General features: G+C 71.8%; 17 protein-coding genes and 1 riboswitch. Of the genes, 3 read left to right on the top strand and 14 right to left on the bottom strand.

Annotated elements, in window-relative coordinates; all coding sequences use genetic code 11:
• Positions 1 to 566: 566 nt before the first annotated feature.
• Both ACFYXM_RS07770 and ACFYXM_RS07775 read left to right on the top strand, forming a co-directional pair.
• On the top strand, positions 567 to 1,337 hold the full coding sequence (locus tag ACFYXM_RS07770) for an ABC transporter ATP-binding protein (RefSeq protein WP_351517204.1): 771 nt from the start codon (positions 567 to 569) through the stop codon (positions 1,335 to 1,337).
• Positions 1,338 to 1,491: 154 nt separating this feature from the next.
• Positions 1,492 to 4,020, top strand: a complete 2,529-nt coding sequence (locus tag ACFYXM_RS07775; protein WP_389287856.1) for an ABC transporter permease — start codon at positions 1,492 to 1,494, stop codon at positions 4,018 to 4,020.
• 252 nt (positions 4,021 to 4,272) lie between these two features.
• Here ACFYXM_RS07775 and ACFYXM_RS07780 read toward each other — a convergent pair whose 3' ends face one another.
• The 14 genes from ACFYXM_RS07780 to ACFYXM_RS07845 all read right to left on the bottom strand — a co-directional run bounded on the left by ACFYXM_RS07780 (position 4,273) and on the right by ACFYXM_RS07845 (position 22,796).
• On the bottom strand, positions 4,273 to 5,577 hold the full coding sequence (locus ACFYXM_RS07780) for a class I SAM-dependent methyltransferase (protein ID WP_389287857.1): 1,305 nt from the start codon (positions 5,575 to 5,577) through the stop codon (positions 4,273 to 4,275).
• 389 nt (positions 5,578 to 5,966) lie between these two features.
• Entirely contained in the window at positions 5,967 to 7,352 is a 1,386-nt protein-coding gene (locus ACFYXM_RS07785) for an NAD(P)/FAD-dependent oxidoreductase (protein ID WP_389287859.1), read from the bottom strand.
• 484 nt (positions 7,353 to 7,836) lie between these two features.
• The gene (locus tag ACFYXM_RS07790; RefSeq protein ID WP_389287861.1) at positions 7,837 to 8,784 is read right to left on the bottom strand and encodes an exopolyphosphatase; all 948 of its coding nucleotides are present in this window, start codon (positions 8,782 to 8,784) and stop codon (positions 7,837 to 7,839) included.
• 129 nt (positions 8,785 to 8,913) lie between these two features.
• On the bottom strand, positions 8,914 to 9,447 hold the full coding sequence (locus ACFYXM_RS07795) for a DUF501 domain-containing protein (RefSeq protein WP_360109787.1): 534 nt from the start codon (positions 9,445 to 9,447) through the stop codon (positions 8,914 to 8,916).
• A gap of 179 nt (positions 9,448 to 9,626) precedes the next feature.
• Complete coding sequence (locus tag ACFYXM_RS07800) at positions 9,627 to 10,097, bottom strand: septum formation initiator family protein (protein ID WP_389287863.1); 471 nt, start codon at positions 10,095 to 10,097, stop codon at positions 9,627 to 9,629.
• Between the two features lie 162 nt (positions 10,098 to 10,259).
• Complete coding sequence (gene eno / locus ACFYXM_RS07805; RefSeq protein WP_389287865.1) at positions 10,260 to 11,540, bottom strand: phosphopyruvate hydratase; 1,281 nt, start codon at positions 11,538 to 11,540, stop codon at positions 10,260 to 10,262.
• Positions 11,541 to 11,877: 337 nt separating this feature from the next.
• Complete coding sequence (locus tag ACFYXM_RS07810; RefSeq protein ID WP_389287867.1) at positions 11,878 to 12,618, bottom strand: transglycosylase family protein; 741 nt, start codon at positions 12,616 to 12,618, stop codon at positions 11,878 to 11,880.
• Between the two features lie 2 nt (positions 12,619 to 12,620).
• A riboswitch (cyclic di-AMP (ydaO/yuaA leader) is annotated at positions 12,621 to 12,792 on the bottom strand.
• A 299-nt stretch (positions 12,793 to 13,091) separates the two neighbouring features.
• Positions 13,092 to 14,114, bottom strand: a complete 1,023-nt coding sequence (locus tag ACFYXM_RS07815) for a transglycosylase family protein (protein WP_389287869.1) — start codon at positions 14,112 to 14,114, stop codon at positions 13,092 to 13,094.
• Positions 14,115 to 14,231: 117 nt separating this feature from the next.
• On the bottom strand, positions 14,232 to 15,578 hold the full coding sequence (locus ACFYXM_RS07820) for a cytochrome P450 (RefSeq protein WP_389288281.1): 1,347 nt from the start codon (positions 15,576 to 15,578) through the stop codon (positions 14,232 to 14,234).
• 110 nt (positions 15,579 to 15,688) lie between these two features.
• Complete coding sequence (locus tag ACFYXM_RS07825) at positions 15,689 to 16,699, bottom strand: nucleoside triphosphate pyrophosphohydrolase (protein WP_389287871.1); 1,011 nt, start codon at positions 16,697 to 16,699, stop codon at positions 15,689 to 15,691.
• A 204-nt stretch (positions 16,700 to 16,903) separates the two neighbouring features.
• Entirely contained in the window at positions 16,904 to 17,560 is a 657-nt protein-coding gene (locus tag ACFYXM_RS07830; RefSeq protein WP_389287873.1) for a SurA N-terminal domain-containing protein, read from the bottom strand.
• A gap of 592 nt (positions 17,561 to 18,152) precedes the next feature.
• Entirely contained in the window at positions 18,153 to 19,733 is a 1,581-nt protein-coding gene (locus tag ACFYXM_RS07835) for a protein kinase (RefSeq protein WP_389287875.1), read from the bottom strand.
• Positions 19,730 to 20,488 carry a hypothetical protein gene (locus tag ACFYXM_RS07840; protein WP_389287877.1) on the bottom strand — a complete coding sequence of 253 codons (759 nt, stop codon included), beginning with the start codon at positions 20,486 to 20,488 and terminating at the stop codon, positions 19,730 to 19,732. Before ACFYXM_RS07840 ends, ACFYXM_RS07835 begins: the two co-directional genes overlap by 4 nt.
• Positions 20,489 to 20,645: 157 nt before the next feature.
• A complete protein-coding gene (locus ACFYXM_RS07845) occupies positions 20,646 to 22,796 on the bottom strand; it encodes an N-6 DNA methylase (protein ID WP_389287879.1) in 2,151 nt (716 codons plus the stop codon).
• Between the two features lie 233 nt (positions 22,797 to 23,029).
• Between ACFYXM_RS07845 and ACFYXM_RS07850 the strand changes: the two genes are divergently transcribed.
• Entirely contained in the window at positions 23,030 to 23,872 is an 843-nt protein-coding gene (locus ACFYXM_RS07850) for a DUF4190 domain-containing protein (RefSeq protein ID WP_389287881.1), read from the top strand.
• Positions 23,873 to 24,014 lie beyond the last annotated feature (142 nt).

Below are 24,014 nucleotides of genomic sequence, written 5' to 3' on the forward strand. Positions count from 1 at the left end.
GCCGCACCCGGACGGGCGCATTCGCCAGGTGCGCGCCAGTGGCCGCCACGGCCGCGCCACCGCACCGGCCGTACGGGCCCTCCGCGCGGGTCGGGACGGACGCCCGGGCGGGGTCCCGCGCCGCGCGTCGCACGGCGACGCACGAGGCCGCGGCGGGCGAGTCCCGGCCCGGTGAGGGCGTCAGCCTCCGGCCTCTCGACGTCCCCCTGAGAGGACCGCCGGAGAACCGCCGGAGAACCGCCGGAGGACCGCCGGAGGACCGCCGAAGGACCGGTGCCCGGCCCCCACGTCCACGACACGGAGCACGGTGCTCCCGGGGCGGGTCGACGCCCGCGCGCCACCCGGCCCGGCGGACCGCCTCGGGGTCGATGTCATACCCGAGGAGGACATCGCGCTCCGCCGATGCGACTCAAGACGCCCCCGGGAACGGGCACGGGGACTGACGAAACGCGGCAGGACGGCGGTGAGGATGAAGAGGTCCGAAAACGATCGGACACCTCGAACGCACCTCAGGCACACGACTCCGGACGAAACCCTCGTCCGGAGCCCCGGATCAGGAGATTCCCGTGACCACCACTTCCACCGCACACCGCGTCACCACGGTGGCTGCCCGCGCCACGGATCTGTCGAAGGTCTACGGCGAGGGCGAGACCAGGGTCACCGCCCTGGACCGGGTCTCCGTCGACTTCCCGCGCGGCGAGTTCACCGCGATCATGGGCCCCTCCGGTTCCGGCAAGTCCACGCTGATGCACTGCGTGGCCGGTCTCGACAGCTTCAGCAGCGGCTCGGTGCGCATCGGGGACACGGAGCTGGGGTCCCTCAAGGACAAGCAGCTCACCCAGCTCCGACGGGACAAGATCGGCTTCATCTTCCAGGCGTTCAACCTGCTGCCGACCCTGACGGCGCTGGAGAACATCACGCTCCCCATGGACATCGCGGGCCGCAAGCCCGACGAGGCATGGCTGCGCCGGGTCATCGACATGGTCGGGCTCTCCGAGCGGCTGTCCCACCGGCCGACCCAGCTCTCCGGCGGTCAGCAGCAGCGCGTGGCGGTGGCCCGCGCCCTGGCCTCCAAGCCGGAGATCATCTTCGGTGACGAGCCGACCGGGAACCTGGACTCCCGTTCCGGCGCCGAGGTCCTCGGCTTCCTGCGCAACTCGGTGCGCGAGATGGAGCAGACCGTGGTGATGGTGACCCACGACCCGGCGGCGGCCTCCTACGCGGACCGGGTGATCTTCCTCGCGGACGGCCGGATCGTCGACCAGATGATGCACCCCACCGCGGACGGGGTCCTCGACCGGATGAAGGCGTTCGACGGCAAGGGCCGCACCAGCTGAGCCCCGCCCTCCCGCACTCCCGAGTCCCGCTCCTCCCGCACCAGCCCGGAGCCCGCCCCCGCCACGCGGCCGGATCCCTTCCTTCCGCGCGCCCGGGGCCCGCCCGCGCACGCGCTCTTTGCCGGACCCCCTCCCTTCCCCAGGACTGACAGACATGTTCCGTACCGCCCTGCGCAATGTGCTCGCGCACAAGGCCAGGCTGCTGATGACCGTCCTCGCCGTGATGCTCGGCGTGGCCTTCGTATCCGGCACCCTGGTCTTCACCGACACCCTCGGCAACGCCTTCCGCAACCAGTCGGCGAAGAGCTACGACGACATCGCCGTCGCCGTCACCACCCGGGCCGACCAGCGCGACCCGCAGGCGCCCGGCGGCGTCACCACCGCCGGCCTGGCGAAGATCCAGGGCCTGGACGGCGTAGACACCGCCACCGGCCGCGTCAACGGCTTCGCCGGGGTCGCCGACCCCGACGGCAAGCTGATCGGCAACGGCTGGTCCAACACCGGCGCCAACTTCTTCCCCGGCAAGGACGGCAAGGACGCCGCGTACACCTTCGTCGACGGCAAGGGCCCCGACGCGGCCGACCGGATCGCGCTCGACGAGCAGACCGCGAAGAAGGGCGAGTACAAGGTCGGCGACCGGGTCCGGGTCGCCACCAACGGTCCGGTGAAGGAGTACACCCTCTCCGGTGTCTTCACCACCGAGGACGGCGCCGTCAACGCGGGCGGCAGCCTGGTCCTCTTCGAGACCCCGGTCGCCCAGAAGCTGTACCTGCGGCCCGGCGAGTTCATGAACGTCGACATCTCCGCCGCGTCCGGCGCCTCCGCCGACAAGCTGCTGTCCGAGGTGAAGCCGCTGCTGCCGAAGGGCGCCGAGGCCCGGACCGGCCAGGACCTCGCCGACGAGCAGGCCAGAGGCATCGAGGACAGCCTGAGCAGCCTCAACACGATGCTGCTCGCCTTCGCCGCGATCGCACTCTTCGTCGGGATCTTCCTGATCGCCAACACCTTCACCATGCTGGTCGCCCAGCGCACCAAGGAACTGGCCCTGATGCGCGCCGTCGGCGCCTCCCGCCGCCAGGTCAAGCGCTCGGTGCTGCTGGAGGCCGCCGTGGTCGGCGCGCTCGCGTCGGTCATCGGCTTCGTGCTCGGCCTCGGACTCGCCGTCGGCCTGCGCTCCGCGATGAGCCTGACGGGCGGGAAGATCCCGGCCGGACCGCTCGTCGTCTCGCCCACCGCGGTCGTCGCGGCGCTCGCGGTCGGCGTGCTGATCACCGTGCTGGCCGCCTGGCTGCCCGCCCGCCGGGCCGCGAAGATCCCGCCGGTGGCGGCGATGAACAGCGTGCACGCGACCGCGACGGTCAAGTCCCTGGTGCTGCGCAACTCGATCGGCGGCGTCCTCACCGCGCTCGGCGCCGCGGGCATCGTGGCCGGCGCGGCCATGGGCTCGGACGGCCGGACGATCATCGGGGCCGGCGCGTTCTTCGCGCTGATCGGTGTCATCGTGCTGATCCCGCTGCTGTCGCGGCCGGTCGTCGCGCTGGTCCGCCCGCTGCTGAAGAAGCTGTTCGGGGTCTCCGGCAAACTGGCCGCGCAGAACGCGGTCCGCAACCCGCGCCGCACCGGCGCCACCGCCTCCGCCCTCGCGATCGGGCTCACCCTGGTCACCGGCATCTCGGTCCTCGGCGTCACCCTCGGCCAGGCGGTCGACCGGATGACGACGGACAACGTCAAGGCCGACTACATGGTCTCGATGGCGAACGGGGACACGCTCGACCCGTCGGCGCTCGCCGCCCTGGAGAAGGCGGACGGCGTCGAGGCCATCACGCCCCACCAGTACGCCTGGCCGGAGTTCGGCGGCGAGCACCTGCCGGCTTCCGGGGTCGCCCCCGGCGACGTGTCCGAGCTCTTCGCCATCAAGACGGTCTCCGGCTCGATCGACTCGCTGCGCGACGGCGAGATCGCCGTCACGGAGAAGGCCGCCAAGTCGAACGGCTGGAAGACCGGGGACACGATCCCGGTCGTGTACGAGGACGACAAGAAGGAGAAGCTGAAGATCGGGGCGGTCTACGAGGGCAACGAGTTCCTCTCCCCCGTCCTGATGTCGAAGGACCTCCTGAACCGGCACGCCGACCACCCGTACATCCGCGAGGTCTGGCTGAAGATGGACGGCGGCGAGACCGCCGCCAACGAGAAGGCCGTGATCAAGGCGCTCGGCGACAACCCGGCGATGAGCATCATCGACCGTCAGGGCATCCGGGACATGTTCGGCGGCTTCGTGAACACCGCCCTGAACATCATGTACGGCCTGCTGGCGATGGCCCTGATCATCGCGGTGCTCGGTGTCGTCAACACGCTGGCCATGTCGGTCTTCGAGCGCCAGCAGGAGATCGGGATGCTGCGCGCGATCGGCCTGGACCGGCGCCGGGTGAAGCGCATGATCCGGCTGGAGGCCGTGGTCATCTCGCTCTTCGGAGCGGTGATCGGTGTGGGGCTCGGTACGTTCCTCGGCTGGGCGATCGGGCAGACCCTGAAGTCCTCCGTCCCGGGCTACGCCCTGGTCGTCCCGTGGGACCGGATCGGGATCTTCCTGGTCCTCGCCGCCCTCGTGGGAGTGCTGGCCTCGCTCTGGCCGGCCCGCAGCGCCGCGAAGCTGAACATGCTGACGGCGATCAAGACGGAGTAGCGACCTGGGGGAGCAATAGGGGGTGGATCAGCGAGCGGAGTCGCAGGGCGTCGGGAGCCCGCTCCCTCTTGCTCCCCAGGTCGTAAGTCCGGAGCCGAACGGTTCGCGGCCGGACGGCTCATGACCGGGCGGCTCACCACCGAGAGGTTCGACGGCCGAGGGCCGGTACCCGCAGTGCTGCGGGTACCGGCCCTCGGTGCGTTCCGGTCAGGTCCTTCGCGCGCCCCGGTCGGGCCCTTCCCGCGGTCCCGGTCAGGCGGTGGCCGTCTCCGTCCACCGACGGGCCCGCAGCGGCATCCGGGAGGCCCCTCCCTCCGCCGGGCGCACCGCGAGGATCTGGTTGACGCCGATCCTGTTGTGCTCGAAGGAGAGCGCCGAGGCGGCCATGTAGAGGCGCCAGACCCTGGCCCGCCCGGCCGAGGTCTGCCGGACCGCGCGGTCCCAGTGCTTCTCCAGGTTGGCGACCCAGCCGCGCAGTGTCAGCGCGTAGTGCTCGCGGATCGACTCGACGTCCCGGGCCTCGAAGCCGGCCTCTTCGAGGATGGCCATGGTCCGTCCCACCGGGGCCAGTTCGCCGTCCGGGAAGACGTACGCGTCGATGAACTCGTCCACGTGGTACGCGGACTCGTCCTTCTCGGGGCGGCGGGCGATCTGATGGTTGAGCAGCCGGCCACCGGGCTTGAGGAGTGCGTGGACGTCGTCGGCGTAGTCGCGGAAGCGGGCCGCGCCGACGTGTTCCGCCATGCCGATCGACGAGACGGCGTCGTACGGGCCGTCCCGGACGTCCCGGTAGTCCTGGACCCGGATCTCGACCCGGTCGGTCAGGCCCTCGCCCGCGACGCGCTTCCTGGCGTACGCGGCCTGTTCCGCGGAGAGCGTCACCCCGGTGACCCGGGCACCGTACTCACGGGCCGCGTGGACGGCCATCGAGCCCCAGCCGCTGCCGATGTCGAGGAGGCGGTCGCCCTCCTTCAGTGCGAGCTTGCGGCACACCAGGTCGAGTTTGTCGCGCTGGGCCTCCTCCAGGGTCCCGCCGTCCTCCCAGTAGCCGCAGGAGTAGACCATGGACGGGCCGAGGAACAGTTCGTAGAAGTCGTTGCCGACGTCGTAGTGGTGGCTGATGGCCGCCTTGTCGCGGCGCCTGGTGTGCAGGGTGCCGAAGCGGCTGCGCACCTCCTCGGGCGGCGGCGTCGGCGGGAGTCCGGGGCCGGCGAGGCGCAGCAGCCCCTTCGCGAAGGCCCGCGTCCTCGGGTCGCGGACCGGGTGGACGGTGTCCTCGGCCGCCGCGTCCCGCTCCCAGATCAGCGAGGCCAGCCGGTCCAGGGCCTCGTACAGATCGCCCTCGATGTCGATGTCGCCCGCCACCCAGGCGCGGGCCAGGCCCAGTTCGCCCGGCTTCCAGAGCAGCCTGCGCAGTGCGCGCCGGTTGCGGACGGCGAGCACGGGGGCACCGGGCGGTCCGGACTCGCTGCCGTCCCAGGCCCGGATCCGGACCGGCAGCCTCTCTCCCAGAAACTCCTCGACGAGAGCGGTCAGCCGCAACGCGGCGTCAGCCATGGTGCACACCTCCGTTGATGGTGTTCCCAATACGCCCAAACATGCCCAAACATGCCCGAAAGGGGTCGGACACGCTTGGAACCACGCCGGGCGCACACGGCGCCGCGGCGAGGTGCATCACCCTCAACAGTCCGCCGAACACGCCCCATCCCGCTACAGCGCAACGGAACGGAACGGCAAAATACCTGTACGTCACACACATTCGGTGGCGCGCCGCCCCGACCGACAGCCGGCACGAGCCCGCGCCGCCCGCCGCGGAGCGCGTGGAGAGCCTCCCACCCCCGGGTACGCCGAAGGGGCCGCCCGCACCACGGATGGCGGGCGGCCCCTTCGGGCGTCGTGCGCGTACTACGGCGTACCGTGCGGGCGAGTGGACCCGTGACGGGACGTCAGGAGGCCTTGGCCTTCTCGCCCTCGGGCTTGGCGGCGGCCGGTGCCGGGGCCGGCTTGGCGGCCTCGTAGAACTCCTCGCGCGGCGACTCGATGGCGCCGAGCGAGACGACCTCGCGCTTCAGGAACACGGCGAGGGTCCAGTCGGCGAAGACGCGGATCTTGCGGTTGAAGGTCGGCACCGCCATGCCGTGGTAGGCACGGTGCATGTACCAGGCGAGACGGCCCCTGAGCTTGATCTTCATCTTGCCCAGGTTGATCATCGCGACGCCCTTGTGCAGCCCCAGACCGGCGACGGCACCCTTGTTGGCGTGGCTGTACTCCTTCTGCGGGAAGCCGCGCATCCCGGAGATGACGTTGTCGCCGAGGACCTTGGCCTGACGCAGCGCGTGCTGGGCGTTCGGCGGGCACCAGGCGTTCGGGTTGCCGGCCCTGCGGCCGACCATGTCCGGGACCTGGGCGTTGTCGCCCGCGGCCCAGATGTAGTCGGTGCCCTGCACCTGGAGCTTCTCGCTGGTGTCCACGTGACCGCGCGGGCCGAGCGGCAGACCGAACCGGGCCAGCGCCGGGTTCGGCTTCACACCGGCGGTCCACACGATGGTGCCGGCGTCGACCTCCAGGCCGTTCTTCAGCACCACGTGGCCGTCGACGCAGGAGTCCATGGACGTTCCGAGGAAGACCTCGATGCCGCGGGACTCCAGGTGCTCGCGCCCCCAGGTGCCCAGCTTCGGGCCGACCTCGGGCAGGATCTTGTCGGCGGCGTCGACGAGGATGAAGCGCATGTCCTCGCGCTTCACGTTCGTGTAGTACTTCGCCGCGTCGCGAGCCATGTCCTCGACCTCGCCGATGGTCTCCGCACCGGCGAAACCGCCGCCCACGAAGACGAAGGTGAGCGCCTTGCGGCGGACTTCCTCATCGGTCGTCGAGTCGGCCTTGTCCAGCTGCTCCAGGACGTGGTTGCGCAGGCCGATGGCCTCCTCGACGCCCTTCATGCCGATGCCCTGCTCGGCGAGGCCGGGGATCGGGAAGGTGCGGGAGACCGCGCCCAGCGCGATGACCAGGTAGTCGAAGGGCAGCTCGTAGGACTCGCCGACGAGCGGCGCGACCGTGGCGACCTTGCGGTCCTGGTCGATGGTCGTGACCCGCCCGGTGAGGACCTCGGCCTTCGGCAGGACGCGCCGCAGCGGGACGACGACGTGCCGGGGCGAGATGTTGCCGGCGGCGGTTTCGGGGAGGAAGGGCTGGTACGTCATGTACGAGCGCGGGTCGACGACCGTGACGGTCGCCTCTCCGTAGCGCATCTTCTTCAGAATGCGTCGAGCTGCGTACAGGCCTACGTACCCACCGCCTACTACGAGGATCCTGGGACGCTCCGTGGTGCTCATGCCATCGAGTATCCACCCCCCTCCACGGGCCCCCTCGTGAGCCCCTTCACAAGGTTGTCTCCACCCTCTGCTACACTGCCCCGCCCACGTGACCGAGGTCATGATCCCGTCAGGGAACCAGAGGGGGCGGACGGACGTTGTACACCGCCTGTGAGCTGGCTCTTGTGTCCGAAGAGGCGGTGGACCACCGCCCTGGTCCACTCCACGGAAACACAACCGGAACAGTCCCGAACCAGCGTGGAACGACACCCCGAGCGGCTCCGGGCGCCCCTACGGACGAGAACCGCCCTTCACGAGGCCGAATTACTTGTGAAGAAGTTCACGAACTTTGTCGGGGGATGCCCCTCCGGGCCCTCCCCGGACAGCGCACGGCAGCTCGGAAACGGCAGTTCAGAAGTGCGGGCGGGAACGCGACCGGCGGGACGTCCACCGTGACCTGTGACGTCCCGCCCCGGCACCGTCATCGCCGCTCGCCGGGCGAGGGTCAGGCGCCTGCCGCGTACCACGCGATCCCGTCGAGGATGTCGTGCTCACTGACGACGACCTCGCGGACCCCGGCCCGCCGCATCACGGCGAGCAGGATCAGCGCCCCGGAGGTGATCACGTCGACCCGCCCCGGGTGCATGGCGCCGATCGCCGCGCGCTCGGCGTGCGTGGAGGCGGCGAGACGCGCGGTGATCGCCTCGACCTGTTCCAGGGAGATCCGGGAGTGGTGGATCGCCTCGGAGTCGTACGTGTCGAGTCCGAGGGCGATCGCGGCGACCGTGGTGACCGTCCCGGCCAGGCCGACGAGGGTGGCGGCCCCGGTGAGCGGGACGGTCTCCTCGGCAAGGTCCAGGGCCGCCTCGACATCGGCGCTGATCGCGGCGATCTGACCGGGGGTCGGCGGATCGGTCACGACGCCGTCGTGCACGAGGTGGCGCTCGGTCATGCGGACACAGCCCATGTCGACCGAGCGCGCCGCCCGCACGTGGTCGTCTCCGACGACGAACTCGGTGGAGCCGCCGCCGATGTCCACGACGAGGTACGGCTTGGCGAGGTGGTCGCGGCCCACGAGCTCCTTGGTGGCGCCGGTGAAGGAGAACTCCGCCTCCTGGTCACCGCTGATCACCTCGGGCTCGACACCCAGGATGTCCAGCACGCCGCGGACGAACTCGTCGCGGTTCTCCGCGTCCCGGGAGGCGGAGGTGGCGACGAAACGGATCCGCCGCGCCCCGTGCTTCTCGATCACCTCCGCGTACCGACGGCAGGCGTCGAACGTCCGCTCCAGCGCCTCGGGGGCGAGCCGGCCGGTGCGGTCGACGCCCTGGCCGAGGCGGACGATCTCCATCCGGCGGTCGAGCTCGACGAACTCGCCGGTGGACGGGTCGGCATCCGCGACGAGCAGACGGATGGAGTTGGTACCGCAGTCGATCGCGGCCACGCGGGTCATGGGTGCTCCTGGGGAGAGTCGGGCCCCGCCGGGCCCCGCCGGGGGACGAGGTCCGGGGCACGGCCCTCGTGCCGGCCCCGGCGGCGGCCGAGGGGCGCGGGTCGGGGGGCGGAGCCCCCGTGGGAACGGTCAGCCCTCGTCGTCAGGGGCGCAGGGCGTCACGCACGGCCCCTTGCGCCACCATTCCGGCAGCATCGCGATCGCCTCGTCGCCCAGCGGGTTCACGCCCGGGCCCGCCGCCAGCGAGTGCGCGACCAGCACGTGCAGGCACTTCACCCGGTCCGGCATGCCGCCCGCGCTGGGGAAGCCCTCCAGCACCTCGATGGCGTCGCGCCGGGCGATGTAGTCCTCGTGCGCGGCCCGGTAGGCGGCGGCCAGCTCGGGGTCGGTGCCGAGGCGCTCGGTCATCTCCTTCATGACCCCGTTCGCCTCCAGCGTGCCGATCGCGGACGCGGCGCGCGGGCATGTCAGGTAGTACGTCGTCGGGAACGGCGTGCCGTCCTCCAGCCGGGGCTGCGTCTCGACCACGTCCGGGTTGCCGCACGGGCAGCGGTGCGCGATCGTGCGCAGCCCGCGCGGCGGGCGGCCCAGCTGCTGCTGGAACGCGGCGATGTCCGCCTCGGTGGGCTCGGTGGGCTCGGTCTGCGGAGGGGGGGTTTCCATGCCTGCCTAGGTTCTGGGGTTCTGACGGTTCGGAGGGGGCCGGGCATCCGGGGCCGGGGCCGGGGATCCGCGGGCCTGAAGGACGAAGGTCCGAGGGACCGGAAGTCCGGGGGTCCGGGCGTCCGTGGGGCTGGAAGTCCGAGGGGCCGGCCTTCCGGGGCGGGGGCGGGTGGACGCGGTCAGCTGCGGTCGGCGCTGTCGACCCCGTCCCAGAGGTTCGCGTGCCACGGCCGGCCGGACCCGTCCGTCTCGCCGTCGCGTTCCTTGACCGCGTCCGGGTCGATCACCGTGTAGCCCGTCTCCCCGGGAAGAAGATAGTGCAGATGCTTGCGGGCCAGCTGCCTGACGTACGCGTCGTCCTGGAGCCGCGCCTTCTCGTCGCGCAGCTCCTCGGTACGGGCCCGGGCCTCCCGCGCCAGCCGCTCCTGGTCGGCGATCTCGTCCCGCTGCGACACGTACTGCCGTATCGGGTACGCGAGCGCGACCACGAGGGAGCAGACGACGAGGGCCAGGAAGGCGGCCCGGCCGGTGAGCCGGGAGCGGCGGTCCTGACGACGGGTCTGCGACCGGTAGACACGGGCCGCGGTCTGCTCGCCCAGCAGTCGCAGCCGGGTCGCGGTGGAGAACCGGTCCCGGTCCTTCGCGGCCATGTCTCCGCCTCCCCTTCACACACGTCCGTCCCCGCACACGGTACGGGACCGCGTGCGGGGACGGACGGAGGCCGGGGCCATCCGGTCCCCGCGGGCCGGGACCGGCCGTGGGGACCCGAAGGCCCGGTCCGCGGGGTTCGGCCCCCGGAACGTCCTCGGGGCTCAGCCCTTGAAACGGGGGAACGCCGAGCGGCCGGCGTACACCGCGGCGTCGTCGAGGATCTCCTCGATGCGCAGCAGCTGGTTGTACTTGGCGACGCGGTCCGAGCGGGCCGGGGCGCCGGTCTTGATCTGGCCGCAGTTCACCGCGACGGCGAGGTCGGCGATGGTGACGTCCTCGGTCTCGCCGGAGCGGTGCGACATCATGCACTTGAAGCCGTTGCGCTGGGCGAGCTCGACGGCGTCCAGGGTCTCGGTCAGCGAACCGATCTGGTTGACCTTGACGAGCAGGGCGTTGGCGGTGCCCTCCTCGATGCCGCGGGCCAGGCGCTCCGGGTTGGTGACGAACAGGTCGTCACCGACGATCTGCACCTTGCTGCCGAGCTTGTCGGTGATGATCTTCCAGCCGGCCCAGTCGTCCTCGTACAGCGGGTCCTCGATGGAGACCAGCGGGTACGCGGAGACGAGCTCCTCGTAGTACTCGGTCATCTCGGCGGCCGAGCGGGACTTGCCCTCGAACTCGTACGTGCCGTCCTTGTAGAACTCGGACGCGGCGACGTCGAGCGCGAGCGCGATGTCCTTGCCCGGGACGTAGCCGGCTTCCTTGATGGCCTCGATGATGAGGTCGAGGGCGGCGCGGTTCGACTCCAGGTTCGGCGCGAAGCCGCCCTCGTCGCCGAGGCCGGTCGACAGGCCCTTGCCCTTCAGCACCTTCTTCAGCGTGTGGTAGACCTCGGCGCCCCAGCGCAGGGCTTCGGAGAAGGACTCGGCGCCGATCGGGGCGATCATGAACTCCTGGATGTCCACGTTGGAGTCGGCGTGCGACCCACCGTTGAGGATGTTCATCATCGGGACGGGCAGCAGGTGCGCGTTCGGACCGCCGAGGTAGCGGAACAGCGGCAGGTCCGATGCCTCGGAGGCGGCGTGCGCGACGGCCAGCGAGACGCCGAGGATGGCGTTGGCGCCGAGCGAGCCCTTGTTCTCGGTGGCGTCCAGGTCGAACATCGCCTGGTCGATCAGCCGCTGCTCGGTCGCGTCGTAGCCGACGAGCTCCGGGCCGATCTGCTCGATGACGGCGAGCACGGCCTTCTCGACACCCTTGCCCTGGTAGCGGTTGGGGTCGCCGTCGCGAAGCTCGATGGCCTCGAAGGCACCGGTGGAGGCGCCGGACGGCACGGCAGCACGCCCCGTGCTGCCGTCGTCGAGGCCGACCTCGACCTCGACCGTGGGGTTCCCCCGGGAGTCGAGGATTTCCCGGGCTACGACGACGTCGATGGACGGCACGAGGCATCTCCTTCTGGGATATGACACTGGTTCTGCAGGGTCACTCTGGCCTTGCGACAAGAGCCTAACCGGCCCCGCCCGCTCGGCCCGACGACCGCCCGCCCCCTGGGACGAAAAAGGACCCGAGAATGCGTGATCCCGGGCAAATGGCCAGAATATTACGGATCAGGACTAAAACAGTCGAACGAAGTTCGCCGCACACGAGCGGCGCACGCCCGGGCGCGGGACGCGCGGTGGCGCGTCGGCGCGCGGCGCGCGCTCCGACCGAGCAGACGCCCCGGCCCGGCGCGCAGGGGCTCGCGCCGGGCCGGGCATCCGGAGAGGAGAGGGGCCCTGACTACTTCGTCAGGTGCAGCTGCTGACCCGGGTAGATCAGGTCGGCGTTCTCGACGATGTCCTTGTTCAGCTCGAACAGCCGCTGCCAGCCGCCCTCGACACCGTGCGCGGCGGCGATCTCGCTGAGGGAGTCGCCGGAGACGACCTCGTACTCGCCGTCCCCCTTCTTGACCTTCTCGCCGGTCGGGGTGGTGACGGTCTTCTTCGACTCGGTCCGCGGGGCGGCGGGACGGTCGGAGCGGGAGGCGGGGGCCTCGGCCCGCTCGGCCTTCTCCGGCTGGGCCTGCTGCTTGGGGGCCGCCTGGGTGCTCTGCTTCTTGGCGGTGCCGGAGCTCTTCGAGGAGGTGTCGACGCCCGGATCGACGTTGTCGTTGCGCAGGTTGCCGGCGGAGGCGCAGCCCCAGGCGCCCGGGCCCTGCATGTCGAGGAGCCGCTCGGCGACGGCGATCTGCTGGGCCTTGGTGGCCAGGTCGGCGCGCGGCGCGTACTTCAGACCGCCGGCGGCGGCCCAGCTGGACTGCGAGAACTGCAGACCGCCGTAGTAGCCGTTGCCGGTGTTGATGGACCAGTTGCCACCGGACTCGCACTGGGCGACGGCATCCCAGGTGGCGACGGAGGCGGCGGAAGCGCTGGTCGCGCCCATCAGCGGGACGGCGACGGCGGAGCCGGCGACTCCGGCGAGCGTGGCGACACGGACGGCCTTGGACGGGCGGCGATGCTTGCCCTTGCCGGAAAACAGCATGGAACTCTCCTCACCGACGCCTACGAGGTGAGCTGTCGGGTTCGGGCCGAGTGAGTTGCCCGGTCGCACGTCCTAGCACGCGACTTCACCCCAAGCCGGTCCCGATGCGTCTCACGACGATCGGGGCCGACGCCTACCTGGGTCCCCCGCTCCTGCCTACGGCGCTTGAACGCGTCTGTTCCCTCCGACCGACGGCAGGATTCGGCGTGACGGTCGACGGGGCCCGCGGTGCGAGCGGTTACGACCGTAAACACATATAAGCCTCACATTCAAAGATGGACACATCGGACAATCACCCCTCACTCGCATGTGAGGAGCCGTCGTTTTCGCAGGTGGGGCACGATACGGACGGGACTCCAGGCGCCACACGCCAATTGACGCAAAGAGACCCATGTCTCACCCGCACGCAGGTGCACGGGCCTCCGAAAGCGTCCGGTTCTTGAGGGTCCGTCAGTCGGCTACCGGGACCGGCCTCAACGGGTCTCCGCGTCGACCTCAAGGCTCTGGCCAGGAAGGATGAGGTCCGGATCGGAGCCCACGACCTCCTTGTTGGCCTCGTAGAGCGCGGGCCAGCCACCGGGGACGTTCCGCTCGTCGGCAATCACCCAGAGGTTGTCACCGGGGCGGACGGTGTACGTGTCGCCGGCGGCCGGGGAGGCCGCGTCGCGCCCGCCGCCGTCGCGCGAGGCATGACGGCCCGACTCGCGGCCGACACCCCCGTCGGCGCCCCGCTCATCCTCGGCGGCCGGCGCGCCGCGATGCTTGCCGCCCGACGCCCCGGATCCTTCCGAGCCCCCGGGCGACTCTGACGGAGTGACAGAGGTGCCCGAATCGCCCATATCCACCGATTCGGTCGAACGGTGCGTATCGGCGGGTGAAGCAGCGGACCCGGCGGGCGAGGGCGTGACATCGGACCCGGGCCCGGTTCCGGCGTCCGGCTTCCCGGCACGGCCCGAAGGCGTGACGTCCTCGTCGGGCAAGGACTCCGACGGCTCGTCAGCCCGCTGCGCGCCCTTCTCCGCCCCGGTGCCGCCCGTCTCCTTCGCGTCCTTCTCCGTCCCGGCACCCCCCGCGGGCTTCCCGGAGGAGGTCTCCCCCGGATCGACCCCCGGCAGCCCCCCGCCCGTCGCGAGGCCGGAGAGGGGCGCACAGCTCGGCCACGCCTGCGGACCCCGGTCGCCCAGGATCTTCTCGGCCACCGCGATCTGCTGGGAGCGGCTGGCGAGGTCGGCGCGCGGGGCGTACGCCTCACCGCCGTACGCCTTCCAGGTCTCCGGGGTGAGCTGAAGGCCGCCGTAGGAGCCGTTCCCGAAGTCGGCACTCCAGGAACCGCCGCTCTCGCACTCGGCGACCCGGTCCCAGGTCGTGGAGTCGGCCGCCTGCGCGGCGCCGGCACCGAGCAGCGGGATGGCGATGGCGGATCCGGTCACGCCTGCCGCGACGACGATGGCGGGTGCCTGACGAGGGCGACGGTGTCTGCCGTTCGCGGAGCCCATGAGGTTGCCTTCCGTGTGACGGACGAGTTCTGTCGAGCGACCTGGTGGGGTCGAACGGTGAACCTAACCGGACTCGAACGCGTGTCACAAGTCGATGCAGCGCCGATCACGCGCACATCACAGATCTGACGTCACGTCAGAAATAGGTCGGGCGAGCCGGGGTCCGAACTCGACGGGGAGCGTGCGCAGTCCGCGCATGATGAGCCCTCCGCGCCACCGCAGATCGGCGGGTTCCGCCGCGAGCCGAAGGTCGGGAAGGCGCCTGAGCAGCGTGGCGAGCGCGGTCCGTCCCTCCAGTCGGGCGAGCGGCGCGCCGAGGCAGTAGTGGATGCCGTGCCCGTATCCGAGGTGTTGATTGTCACGTCGGGCGAGGTCGAGCGTGTCGGGGTCCTCGAAGCGTGCCGGGTCGCGGTCGGCGGCGGCGAGCACGACAAGGACGGGGTCGCCGACCGCGATGTCCCGGCCGCCGAGCGTCAGCGGTTCGGTGGCGAACCGCCAGGTCGCCAGTTCCACCGGACCGTCGTACCGCAGCAGTTCCTCGATCCCGGTCTCCAGCAGTCCGCTCTCCCCGGCATCGAGGGAGTCCTGAAGGCGGTGGCGCTGCTCCGGGTTGCGAAGGAGGGCGTAGAGGCCGTTCCCGATGAGGTTGACGGTCGTCTCGAAACCGGCGAAGAGCAGGATGAAGGCCATGGCCGCGGCCTCGTTCTCGGTGAGGTGCTCGCCGTGGTCACTGGCCCGGATCAGCCCGGAGATCAGGTCGTCCCCCGGGTTCTCCCGCTTGCGGTGGATGAGTTCGGCGAGATAGCCGCGCATCTTCTTCACCGACCGGGCGACGCCGCCGCGCGGGCCGCCGCCGTGCCGGATCATCATGCCCGCCCAGTCCCGGAAGTCGTCCTGGTCCTCGCGCGGGACGCCGAGCAGGTCGCAGATCGCGTAGATGGGGAGCGGGAAGGCGAAGTCGTGGATGAGGTCCGCCCGGCCCTCGGCGGCGAAGCGGTCGATGAGCCCGTCCGTCAGCTCCTGCACGCGCGGCGCGAACGCGGCGACCCGGCGCGGGGTGAACGCCTTGGAGACCAGGCGGCGCAGCCGGGTGTGGTCCGGCGGGTCGATGTTCAGCAGATGCGTCATCAGCTCCGCCTTGCGCTCGCCGGGGATGCCGGTCTTCCCCTTGGCGTGCGCGGGCTCGGCGTGGTGCGCCGGGTTCTTGGAGAGCCGAGCATCGGCGAGCGCCTGCCGGGCATCCGCGTACCGGGTCACCAGCCACGCCTCGACGCCGCTGGGCAGCGAGGTGCGGTGCACGGGGCTGTGCTCGCGCAGCCAGGCGTAGGCCGGGTACGGGTCGGTGGCGAACTCCCAGGTGAAGAGTTCGGGAGCGCCCGCGGGACAGGTGGCGGGGGCCTCGGCCGGGGCCTGCGCGGGGCGGTCGGCGGGGGCCTCCGTGACGTGGTCGACGGGGCGGCCCACGGTCTGATCGGCGGGTCGGTCGGCGGGGCTGTGGTTCACCCTTTGACGTTATCCCCGTCTTTCGGGGGCGACCCCGGCGCCCCGGAGGCGCCTGCCGACGCCCAGCCGGGTCAGGCGTTGCCCTCGGCCGCCCGGATGGCATCCCGGTAGGCACGGCCCGCGGCCCTCAGCGCCGCCTCGGGATCCACACCGTCCTTCTCGGCGCGCACGGCGAGGTCGAGGAGTTCGTAGCCGATGCCCCGGCCCGTGGGCAACGGCACGTCGAGGCCGGCGGTACGGACCCGGGAGGCCAGCTTCGCCACCAGCGCCAGCCCGGGCTGGCCGAGCGGCACCCCGTCGGTGACGGACTCGCGCCGCTTCTCGACGGCCTTGGTCCGCAGCCAGTGCGCGTGCACGTCCTCGGGGGTCTCGGCGGTCTCGTCGCCGAAGACGTGCGGGTGGCGGTGGATGAGCTTCTCGACGAGGGTCGCGGCCACGTCGTCCACGGAGAAGGGCTCCTCCCCCTCCCCGGGACCGCCCTCCTCGGCGATCCGGGCGTGGAAGACGACCTGGAGGAGTACGTCCCCCAGTTCCTCGCGCAGTTCGTCGCGGTCGCCGTCCTCGATCGCCTCGACGAGTTCGTACGCCTCCTCGATGGCGTACTTGGCGAGCCCCTTGTGGGTCTTCCGCGACGTCCACGGGCATTCGTTGCGGATCCGGTCCATGATCTGGACCAGGTCGAGGAGCCGCGCACCGGGCAGATCGTAGGAGCCGGGCAGCAGCTCCAGGTCCGGCATGCTCACCCGCCCCGAACCGGCGAGCCGTGCGAGCCCGTCGGTCAGCGGCTGGTTCCCCTCGCCGCCGGTGAGGACGACGACGGTCCGGCCGCCCGCGCAGGCGTCGACGAGCTCGTGCGCAGTGGGCACGGTGTGCTCGACGGTCACGTCCGCCTCGCGCAGGTACGGCAGCTGCGGGTTGTCCAGCTCGGCGCAGAGCACCCGGTCGGCGGCGCGCAACGCCTGCCAGGCGGGCCAGGACAGGAGTCCGGGCGCCACGCGGTGGCTAGCGGTGAGCAGGATGATACGGCCGGGGGCTTCGGCGCGACCGGAGGTGTCGGCGCGGCCGGGGGCTTCAGCGTTCACCGTTCGAATCTACCTCCGGTCGAATCCGCCTCCGGCCGAGTCCGTCACCGGGTCGATTCCCTCTCCGGCCGGATCGCTCCTCGACCGGCCCCCTCCCCGGTCGGCCCCGGGCGCCGCCGTGCACACCGTTCGCGTAACGAGCGCCGCTGTGCACACCGTTCGCGTGCCGGCGCGCCGCCCGCGCCCGGCCGACCGGCCGCGCTCCTACGCGCCGGACTCCGGGAGCGCTCCGGCGGGCTTGGTGACCTGGCTGATCCAGGGAGCCTTGTAGTCGGCGAGCTGGGTCTGCTGATCGTTCCAGGTGCCGTAGCGCGGGTTCACGTCGACCTTCAGCGCCTTCGACGCCTTGCTGAGGGCGTCACCGACGATCTTCTGCCCCTCGGGCTGTCGCAGGTCGGCGCCGAGCGCCTCGGCCAGCTTCGACAGCTGGACCTGCTCCCGCAGGACGGCGTCGATCTGGTCGGGCGCGACCCAGCTCTGCTGGAGCATCGCCGCCCGCAGCCGCTCCTCTCCCCCGGACTGGGCGACCGCCGCCTTCCTCATCTCCTGGATCTCGCCGCGGTCGACGGTCACGCCCGCGTCCCGCGCGGCCCGGTCGAGGACCCGGTCGAAGATCAGACCGTGCAGCTTGGCCCGGCCGAGCTGGCCGGACTTGTCGATGAGCTGGTCGGATTCCCGGGACTGGCGCTGTGCCTCGCGCACCGCCGCCACCTGGCCCTGCACGGTGGACACCTCGATCCGGTCGCCGCCGACGAGGGCCGCGGCGCCCGGATGGGCCTGACTGCCGCATGCGGTCAGGAACGGGGTGCCGGCCAGCAGGGCGGCGGAGACGGTGAGCGCGGTGCGACGGCGGCGGTGCAAAGGAACCTCCCGGGGAGACTTTGTGCATCAGTGCACAAGACCTTGCGCTGATCGATGGTAGGCAGTGGATGTGATTGGGGCCACTGGTTCGACCAACGATTCGGGCGGAGTTGGAGATGTGGGGACCGCGTACGGCTCCTCCATGGGTTCCTCGACACCGCTGATCGCACGGCCTGTCGGGATCCATGTCCCCGGCGGAACGGCCCTGTTCAATAACCGGCGGATACCCATCAAGCGAATTGCCCCGGTTTGCAGGGGCTTTATGTATGCGGTGCCGACACATTCCCGCGTATGCCGACCACTTGCCCTCGCCCGCACGGGGACCGCCCCGGCCGCGGGACCCGCTGCACGGGAACCCGGAGAACGCGAGGGAGAAGAAGATTGAGGCCGACGGGGCAGGCGGGGTCGTCAGCCGCCCCGGCGGCAGCACACGATCTCACGCCACGGGGGCCACAGGGGCGGTCCGTGACATTCCATTTGCGGAAGTTTGGCGTGACCATTACCCGGAGGGCCTCGGTGAAGGCCCTGCTGAAGGCCCTCCGAAGACCCTGACGAAGGCCCAGATGGAGTTCCTGGCGGACGGGGCGGGTCCTCAGCCGCCCTGGACCTCCGCCTGGCGGTCGAGCCGTCGGCGCAGTTCCACCGGCAGCGGGTGGTGCGGCCCGTAGGCCCGTTCCGCGTCGTACAGCAGCGCCTGGAGTTGCACGCGTGCGCCCGCGTGGTCGCCGAGCGCGAGCAGCAGATGCCCGATGCGGTTGCGGATCTCGAAGGCGCGGGCGGGGTCGCCGCCGGTGGCCCGGTGGTTCTCGCAGTACGGGAGCACCGCGCGGTACTCGGCGAGCGCGGCGGCCGGTTCGCCGAGCTGCTCCAGACACTGGGCCGCGTCCCGGCGGAACTGGAGCAGTTGGGCGTCGGCCGGTCCGGCCTGCGCCGCGCGCTCGTCGGCGAGGCGACGCAGCTCGGGCAGGGCGCGGCGGTACTGGCCGTCGTCCATCAGCGTCGCCGCATACTGCTTGCGCAGGATGCGGACCACGGCGGAGTTCTCGCCGTGCTGTTCGGCCGCGACGGGGAGGAGGGACCCGAGGATGTCCACGGCCTGGGTGATACGGCCCTCGCCGAGCAGTCGCTTGACCTCGTCGACGGCGGCGGCGACATCGGGCCGGGCCGCCGCGCCCGTCGCCGTGCCCGCCGGGGCGGCCGACGGAGGCGGGAACAGGGGCGCGGACACCGGCGACGGGGTCGGGGCGGAGCCCCGGTCGGGCCACGGGGCGTGCGGGCGCAGGAAGGGGCGGGTCGGGTCGAGCGGGCCGGTGGACGGCCCGGCGCCCCGGGCGGGAAGCAGCGGGGCGAGGTGTTCGTACACCTCCTGGGCGTCGGCCGGGCGGTGCTGCGGGTCCTTGGCGAGCAGGCGCAGCACCAGCGCTTCGAGCGGCCCGGGGATGTCCGGCCGCACCCGGCGGACCGGGAGCGGCGGTTCGTGGAGGTGGCGGTGGAGCACGCCCAGCGCGGTGGACCCGGCGAACGGCACGTCCCCGCTGAGGAGTTCGTGAAGGAGCACACCGAGCGCGTACAGATCGGTGTACGGGCCGACGGCGCCGCCCATCGCCTGCTCGGGCGCCATGTAGGCCGGGGAGCCGATCGGTGAGCCGGTGTGGGTGAGACGGGTGGTGTCGGTGTCCAGCACCGAGGCGACACCGAGGTCCAGGACGGTCACGGCGCCGTCCGGTCGCACGATCACGTTGCGGGGTTTCAGGTCGCGGTGGACGATCGGGACCGCATGCACGGCGCACAGGACGGCGCACAACTGGGCGGCGACGGACACGGCCCACTGCCAGGGGTACGGGTCGTGCTCGGCGAGATGGTCGGCGAGGTCGGCGCCCTCGACGTACTGCATGACGAGGTACAGGTCCTCGCCGTCGCTGCCGGCGTCGTGGACCGTGACCAGTCCGGGGTGGTCGACCTGCGCGGTGATCCGGCACTCGCGGACGAAGCGGCGGCGCAGTTCGTCCGCCGCCCGGCTGTCGACGGGGCCGGTGACCCGGTCGGGGCGGAGCAGCTTCACCGCGACCCGGCGGTCCAGGCGCTGGTCGTAGGCCGTCCAGACCTGGCCCATGCCGCCCTGACCGATGACGGTCGCGAGTTGGTACCGCCCGGCGACGACACGTCCGCTCACCGGCCGTCCTCCTCACGAAGGTAGGCGCTCAGCTCGTCCAGCTCGGCACGGACCTGATCGATGCGTTGGGGCTGCTGCTGCGGGAGTGACGGATCCGATGCCTGCGATGGATGTGACGGACGCGGAGCGGGGCCGGGGGCAGGGGCGGAGGCGACATGCGGATGCGGCGCGGCGGGCGGCTGCGATGCGGTGGGCGGCTGCGGCTGATACCGCAGCGGGTGCACGGGGGTGGGTGCGGGCTGCTGGTGCCACACGGGGGCCGGGAAGGGAGCGGGAGCGGGCACGGGTGCGGCGGCGACCCCGGAAACAGGAGCGGCGGGTGGTACGGGTGGTACGCCCATCGGCGCCATGAGCGGGTATCCGTACCCCGGCACCGTCGGGTCCCCGTACCCGATCACGGGCCCCGGCCGCCTGAGCCGCTCGTAGTGGCGGATGTCCTCGACCACGTAGTACCCGACCGCTGCCGCCAGCACCACCAGCAGTAGCGGTATGAGGACGAAGTCGATGCCGGTGGGGTCGTCTTTCCCGTCCCTGCCGAGGATCGGCAGGAGCACGCAGACGAACAGGAAGCCCGCCCCGGTCAGCCACCAGTCGATCTTCCGGCGGCGCACGATCGCGAGCCGGAGCAGCGGGGTCCACAGCAGCAGACCGAACGAACACACCGCGAGCGCGATGAACAGCACACGCATCGAGACGATCCAGGCCCTGCTGGGGACCCGACGCGGCGGCGTCGGGGGATGACCCGGGGCGTACATGGCTGCTCCTGGAGACCTGGTCGTGGAACGTCCGCGCACACTCCTCCATGTACGCGTATCCGAGCGTAAAGGGCGACACCGACGACCGGCCCCGGGTTGTACGGAACCGTTGTGGTTCCGATCACTTCCGCACGGCCGATCACTCGGCACGGCTTTTTCACCCCGGCGCGACCGTGCCGTCCGCCAGCCCGTCGTACATCCCCTGGACCAGTCGGCCGCCGAGGCGGCCGATCAGTCTGAGCGCCTCCTCGAAGTCGGCCAGCGCGCGGAACCGCTCCCCGTACCCGCGCTGTTCCGCGAGCGGCAGACGGGGCAGCTGGAGGCGGCGGGCGTCGAGCCGGGTGGCGGTGGAGGCGTAGCTGCTGGCCTGGCGGGTGTTGGCGGTGCCGCGCAGGAACCCGGCGAGGAACCAGGGGTCGAGGGCGGCCGGGTCCGGGCGCAGCAGTTGGAGGTTGCGGCCCAGGGCCGCCCCGGCGGTGGCGTCGTCGATGACCCGGACGACGGAACCGCCCCCGAGCACGGGCACCACGACATCGCCCGCTTCGACGAGGACCGGTTCTTCGGAGGGGCCGTCGGCGGGGAGGCTGCCCGAGGGGGCGGTGGAGCCGAGCACGTCGTGCTCCGTGAGAACGGGGACGGAGGAGTGAGCAGGGCCGGCGCCGGAGCCGCCGGTGTACAGCCGGAGCGCGCCGGAGCGGGCGAGTTCACCGACGGTGGTGAGCGGCCAGCGCGCGGGCTCGGAGGGGACCACGGGCGGTGGGGCGAGCGTGCCGGTGAGGCCGAGCGTCTCGGTCAGCCGTTCCCGTACGCGGATCAGTTCGGCGGGGCCGCTCGTGGCCGCCGGTGACGGGAGATGCCGGGCGGGGGCCAGGTCGACGTCGTCGTCGAGGAGTTCGATGACGGGAACGGCCCGGCGGCCCTCCCTCCGGCCCGCACCCGCGCCTTCACTCCCGTCGGCGCTCTCTCCGTCCCCTTTCCTTTCGCCCTCGCCCACGAACGACTGCCAGGCATCGAGCACGGCGGCGTGCACCGCCTGCCAGTCGAGCCGGTCGCGCCCGCCGGCCGGGGCGGTGGCCGCCTGGCCCGGAGCGGCCGGTTCGGCCGGTTCGGCGGTGTCGACGAGCAGCACGTGCGGCGAGGGGCGCACTCCGCTGCCGGGCTTGCGCAGCACCCAGAGGTGGAGCGGGATGCCGTACGGGGGCGCGGCACCGGCCGGGAGCGCGATGACGGCGCGCAGGGCGCCGCGCCGGAGCAGATCGGCGCGGATACGGCGCCCGGAGCGGCGCGACGCGGCGGCGGGCGGCATCAGGAGCACGGCGGTGCCGCCCTCCCGCAGACGGGCCAGGGCGTGCTGGACCCAGGCGAGTTCGGACTCGGTACGGGCCGGGAAGCCGTACTCCCAGCGCGGGTCGTAGGCGAGTTCGTCGTGGCCCCAGTTACGTTCGTTGAACGGCGGGTGGCAGAGCACCGCGTCGGCGGAGAGCCGCGGGAAGGCGTCGGCGAGGAGGGTGTCGCCCGTCCGGACGCGGATGGTGCGGCCCGGGCCGGCGTCGTCGTGGAGGGCGAGGCGGAGCGCGGTGAGGGAGGCGAGGTCGGGGTCGGACTCCTGCGCGTACAGGGCGTCGCGGCGCTCGGCGGCGCACAGCAGGGCGCCGGTGCCCGCCGCGGGGTCGAGGACGGTGCGGGCGGGCCGTTCCCCGGCGTCCGCCAAGGCGGCCATGAGCGCGGCGAGCCCGGGGGGCGTGAGGGTGTACTGACGTGGGTTCGCGTCCAGTTGACGGCCCAGCAGGAACTCGAACGCGTCCCGGGCGCCGCTCTCGGCGGCGAGTTCCGCGACACCCCGGAGCAGCGCGACGGACGGGAGCAGTTCCGCACGGCCAGGGGTGTGAACCGCCCGCCCGCGCTCCTCGGCGGGCCCGAACCGTTCGGTGAGCACGTCGTCGAGAACGAGGGACAGCACACCGGCCATCGCCTCGTCGGGCACGGCGGCGATCTCCCGCCAGGCGGCAGGGTCGTTCCGCAGCACCAGCAGGGCGCAGCCGGTATGGACCAGGGCGGGGACCGGGCCGAGCGGATGCCCGGCGAGCTGCTGCCAGACCCGTTCACGGAGCGGGACTTCGGCGAGTTTCCCCTGGTCGCGCAGCCACTGCTCGACCTCGGACAGCGAGAAGGACGGACTCGTCTCGGTGCCGCCGACGGGCTTGGGGAAGTCCGCGTGGCGGCGCCGCCAGTTGCTGACGGCGGCGCGCCCCACGCCCGCGAGTCGGGCGATCCCGGCAGCGGTCACCTCTGTCGACTTCTCCGGCACTGACTGTCTCCTGGTCCTGGCCCTGGTCCTGGCCCTCGGCGTGGTGCGGTGACGGCGAGCATACCGATGCCGTTCACATGAGACCGATTCACAGCGTGCATCAACCCATTCATTGGGAACCGCGTTGACTCGGTTCACAACCTCTGCTCTTATTGACCCGCCGCCACACAACGGCGACGCATCATCCGCTCACACCCCGCTTTTCATCCCGTCTTTCGCCGGAGGGCACACCCATGTCCGAATTCACGCAGCCGCCGCAGTCCCCGCAGCCTCAGCAGCCGTACGCCCCCGCCCAGCAGCCGGGCGTGCGCCCGGCGCGCAACGGGCTGGGCATCGCCGCGCTCGTCCTGGGCGTCATCGGTGCCGTGTCGGGTCTGATCCCGTTCCTGTTCTGGCTGGCGGGCATCCTGGGCGTCATCGGCCTGATCCTGGGCCTGTCGGGCCGGGGCCGGGCCAAGCGCGGCGAGGCCACCAACAAGGGCGTGGCCACCTTCGGCGCCGTGCTCGGCCTGGTCTCGCTGATCCTGGCCGTGGTCGGCGCGGTGATCACGTTCAAGGCCGTGGGCGACGCGGTGGACGAGATCAACAAGACGGTGTCGGACACCACGGCCTCCGCGAAGCCGAAGCCCGGCGGCGACGACACGAAGAACGGCGGCGCCGGCAAGGACGGCAAGAAGGACACCGGCAAGGCGCTGGGGGCCGGTGACTCGGCCGTGTACGACGACGACCTGACGGTCACGGTCGGCGACGCCACCACGTACGCCCCGGGCGAGTACGCCATCGGGCACACCAAGGGCAACAAGGCGTACCGCGTCGCCGTCGTCATCGAGAACGCGGGCAAGGAGAAGTTCGACGCCGCACTCGTCAACGTCACGGCCCGGGCCGGTGAGGACGGCGTGGAGGCCGAGCAGATCTTCGACGACAAGGTCGGCAAGGGCTTCAGCGGCACGGTCCTGCCGGGCAAGAAGGTCACGGTCGAGTTCGCCTTCGACGCCCCCGCGGACGCCAAGAAGCTGACCGTCGAGGTCAACCCCGGGTTCACCTACGACGCCACCCAGTGGGACCTGAAGCTCTGACCTCCCCGACCCGGCTGGCCGGGCTGACCCGGCTGACCCGGCCGACCGGGCCGGCCCGCCGGTGGGCCACGGGGGACTCACCGGCGGGCGCGCACGGGGTACGGCACGAGGTACGGAGGCCGACGCGCGGCACGGCGGCGCG

It is taken from the genome of Streptomyces sp. NPDC002476 (assembly GCF_042889785.1).
Lineage (GTDB): Bacteria > Actinomycetota > Actinomycetes > Streptomycetales > Streptomycetaceae > Streptomyces.

Coding starts and splice junctions, on each gene's coding strand:
- ACFYXM_RS07785 (WP_389287859.1), bottom strand. CDS start 7,352: ATGAGCACCACGGAGCGTCCCAGGATCCTCGTAGTAGGCGGTGGGTAC.
- ACFYXM_RS07795 (WP_360109787.1), bottom strand. CDS start 9,447: ATGGAAACCCCCCCTCCGCAGACCGAGCCCACCGAGCCCACCGAGGCG.
- ACFYXM_RS07810 (WP_389287867.1), bottom strand. CDS start 12,618: ATGCTGTTTTCCGGCAAGGGCAAGCATCGCCGCCCGTCCAAGGCCGTC.
- ACFYXM_RS07850 (WP_389287881.1), top strand. CDS start 23,030: ATGTCCGAATTCACGCAGCCGCCGCAGTCCCCGCAGCCTCAGCAGCCG.
- ACFYXM_RS07815 (WP_389287869.1), bottom strand. CDS start 14,114: ATGGGCTCCGCGAACGGCAGACACCGTCGCCCTCGTCAGGCACCCGCC.
- ACFYXM_RS07800 (WP_389287863.1), bottom strand. CDS start 10,097: ATGGCCGCGAAGGACCGGGACCGGTTCTCCACCGCGACCCGGCTGCGA.
- ACFYXM_RS07840 (WP_389287877.1), bottom strand. CDS start 20,488: ATGTACGCCCCGGGTCATCCCCCGACGCCGCCGCGTCGGGTCCCCAGC.
- ACFYXM_RS07780 (WP_389287857.1), bottom strand. CDS start 5,577: ATGGCTGACGCCGCGTTGCGGCTGACCGCTCTCGTCGAGGAGTTTCTG.
- ACFYXM_RS07790 (WP_389287861.1), bottom strand. CDS start 8,784: ATGACCCGCGTGGCCGCGATCGACTGCGGTACCAACTCCATCCGTCTG.
- ACFYXM_RS07775 (WP_389287856.1), top strand. CDS start 1,492: ATGTTCCGTACCGCCCTGCGCAATGTGCTCGCGCACAAGGCCAGGCTG.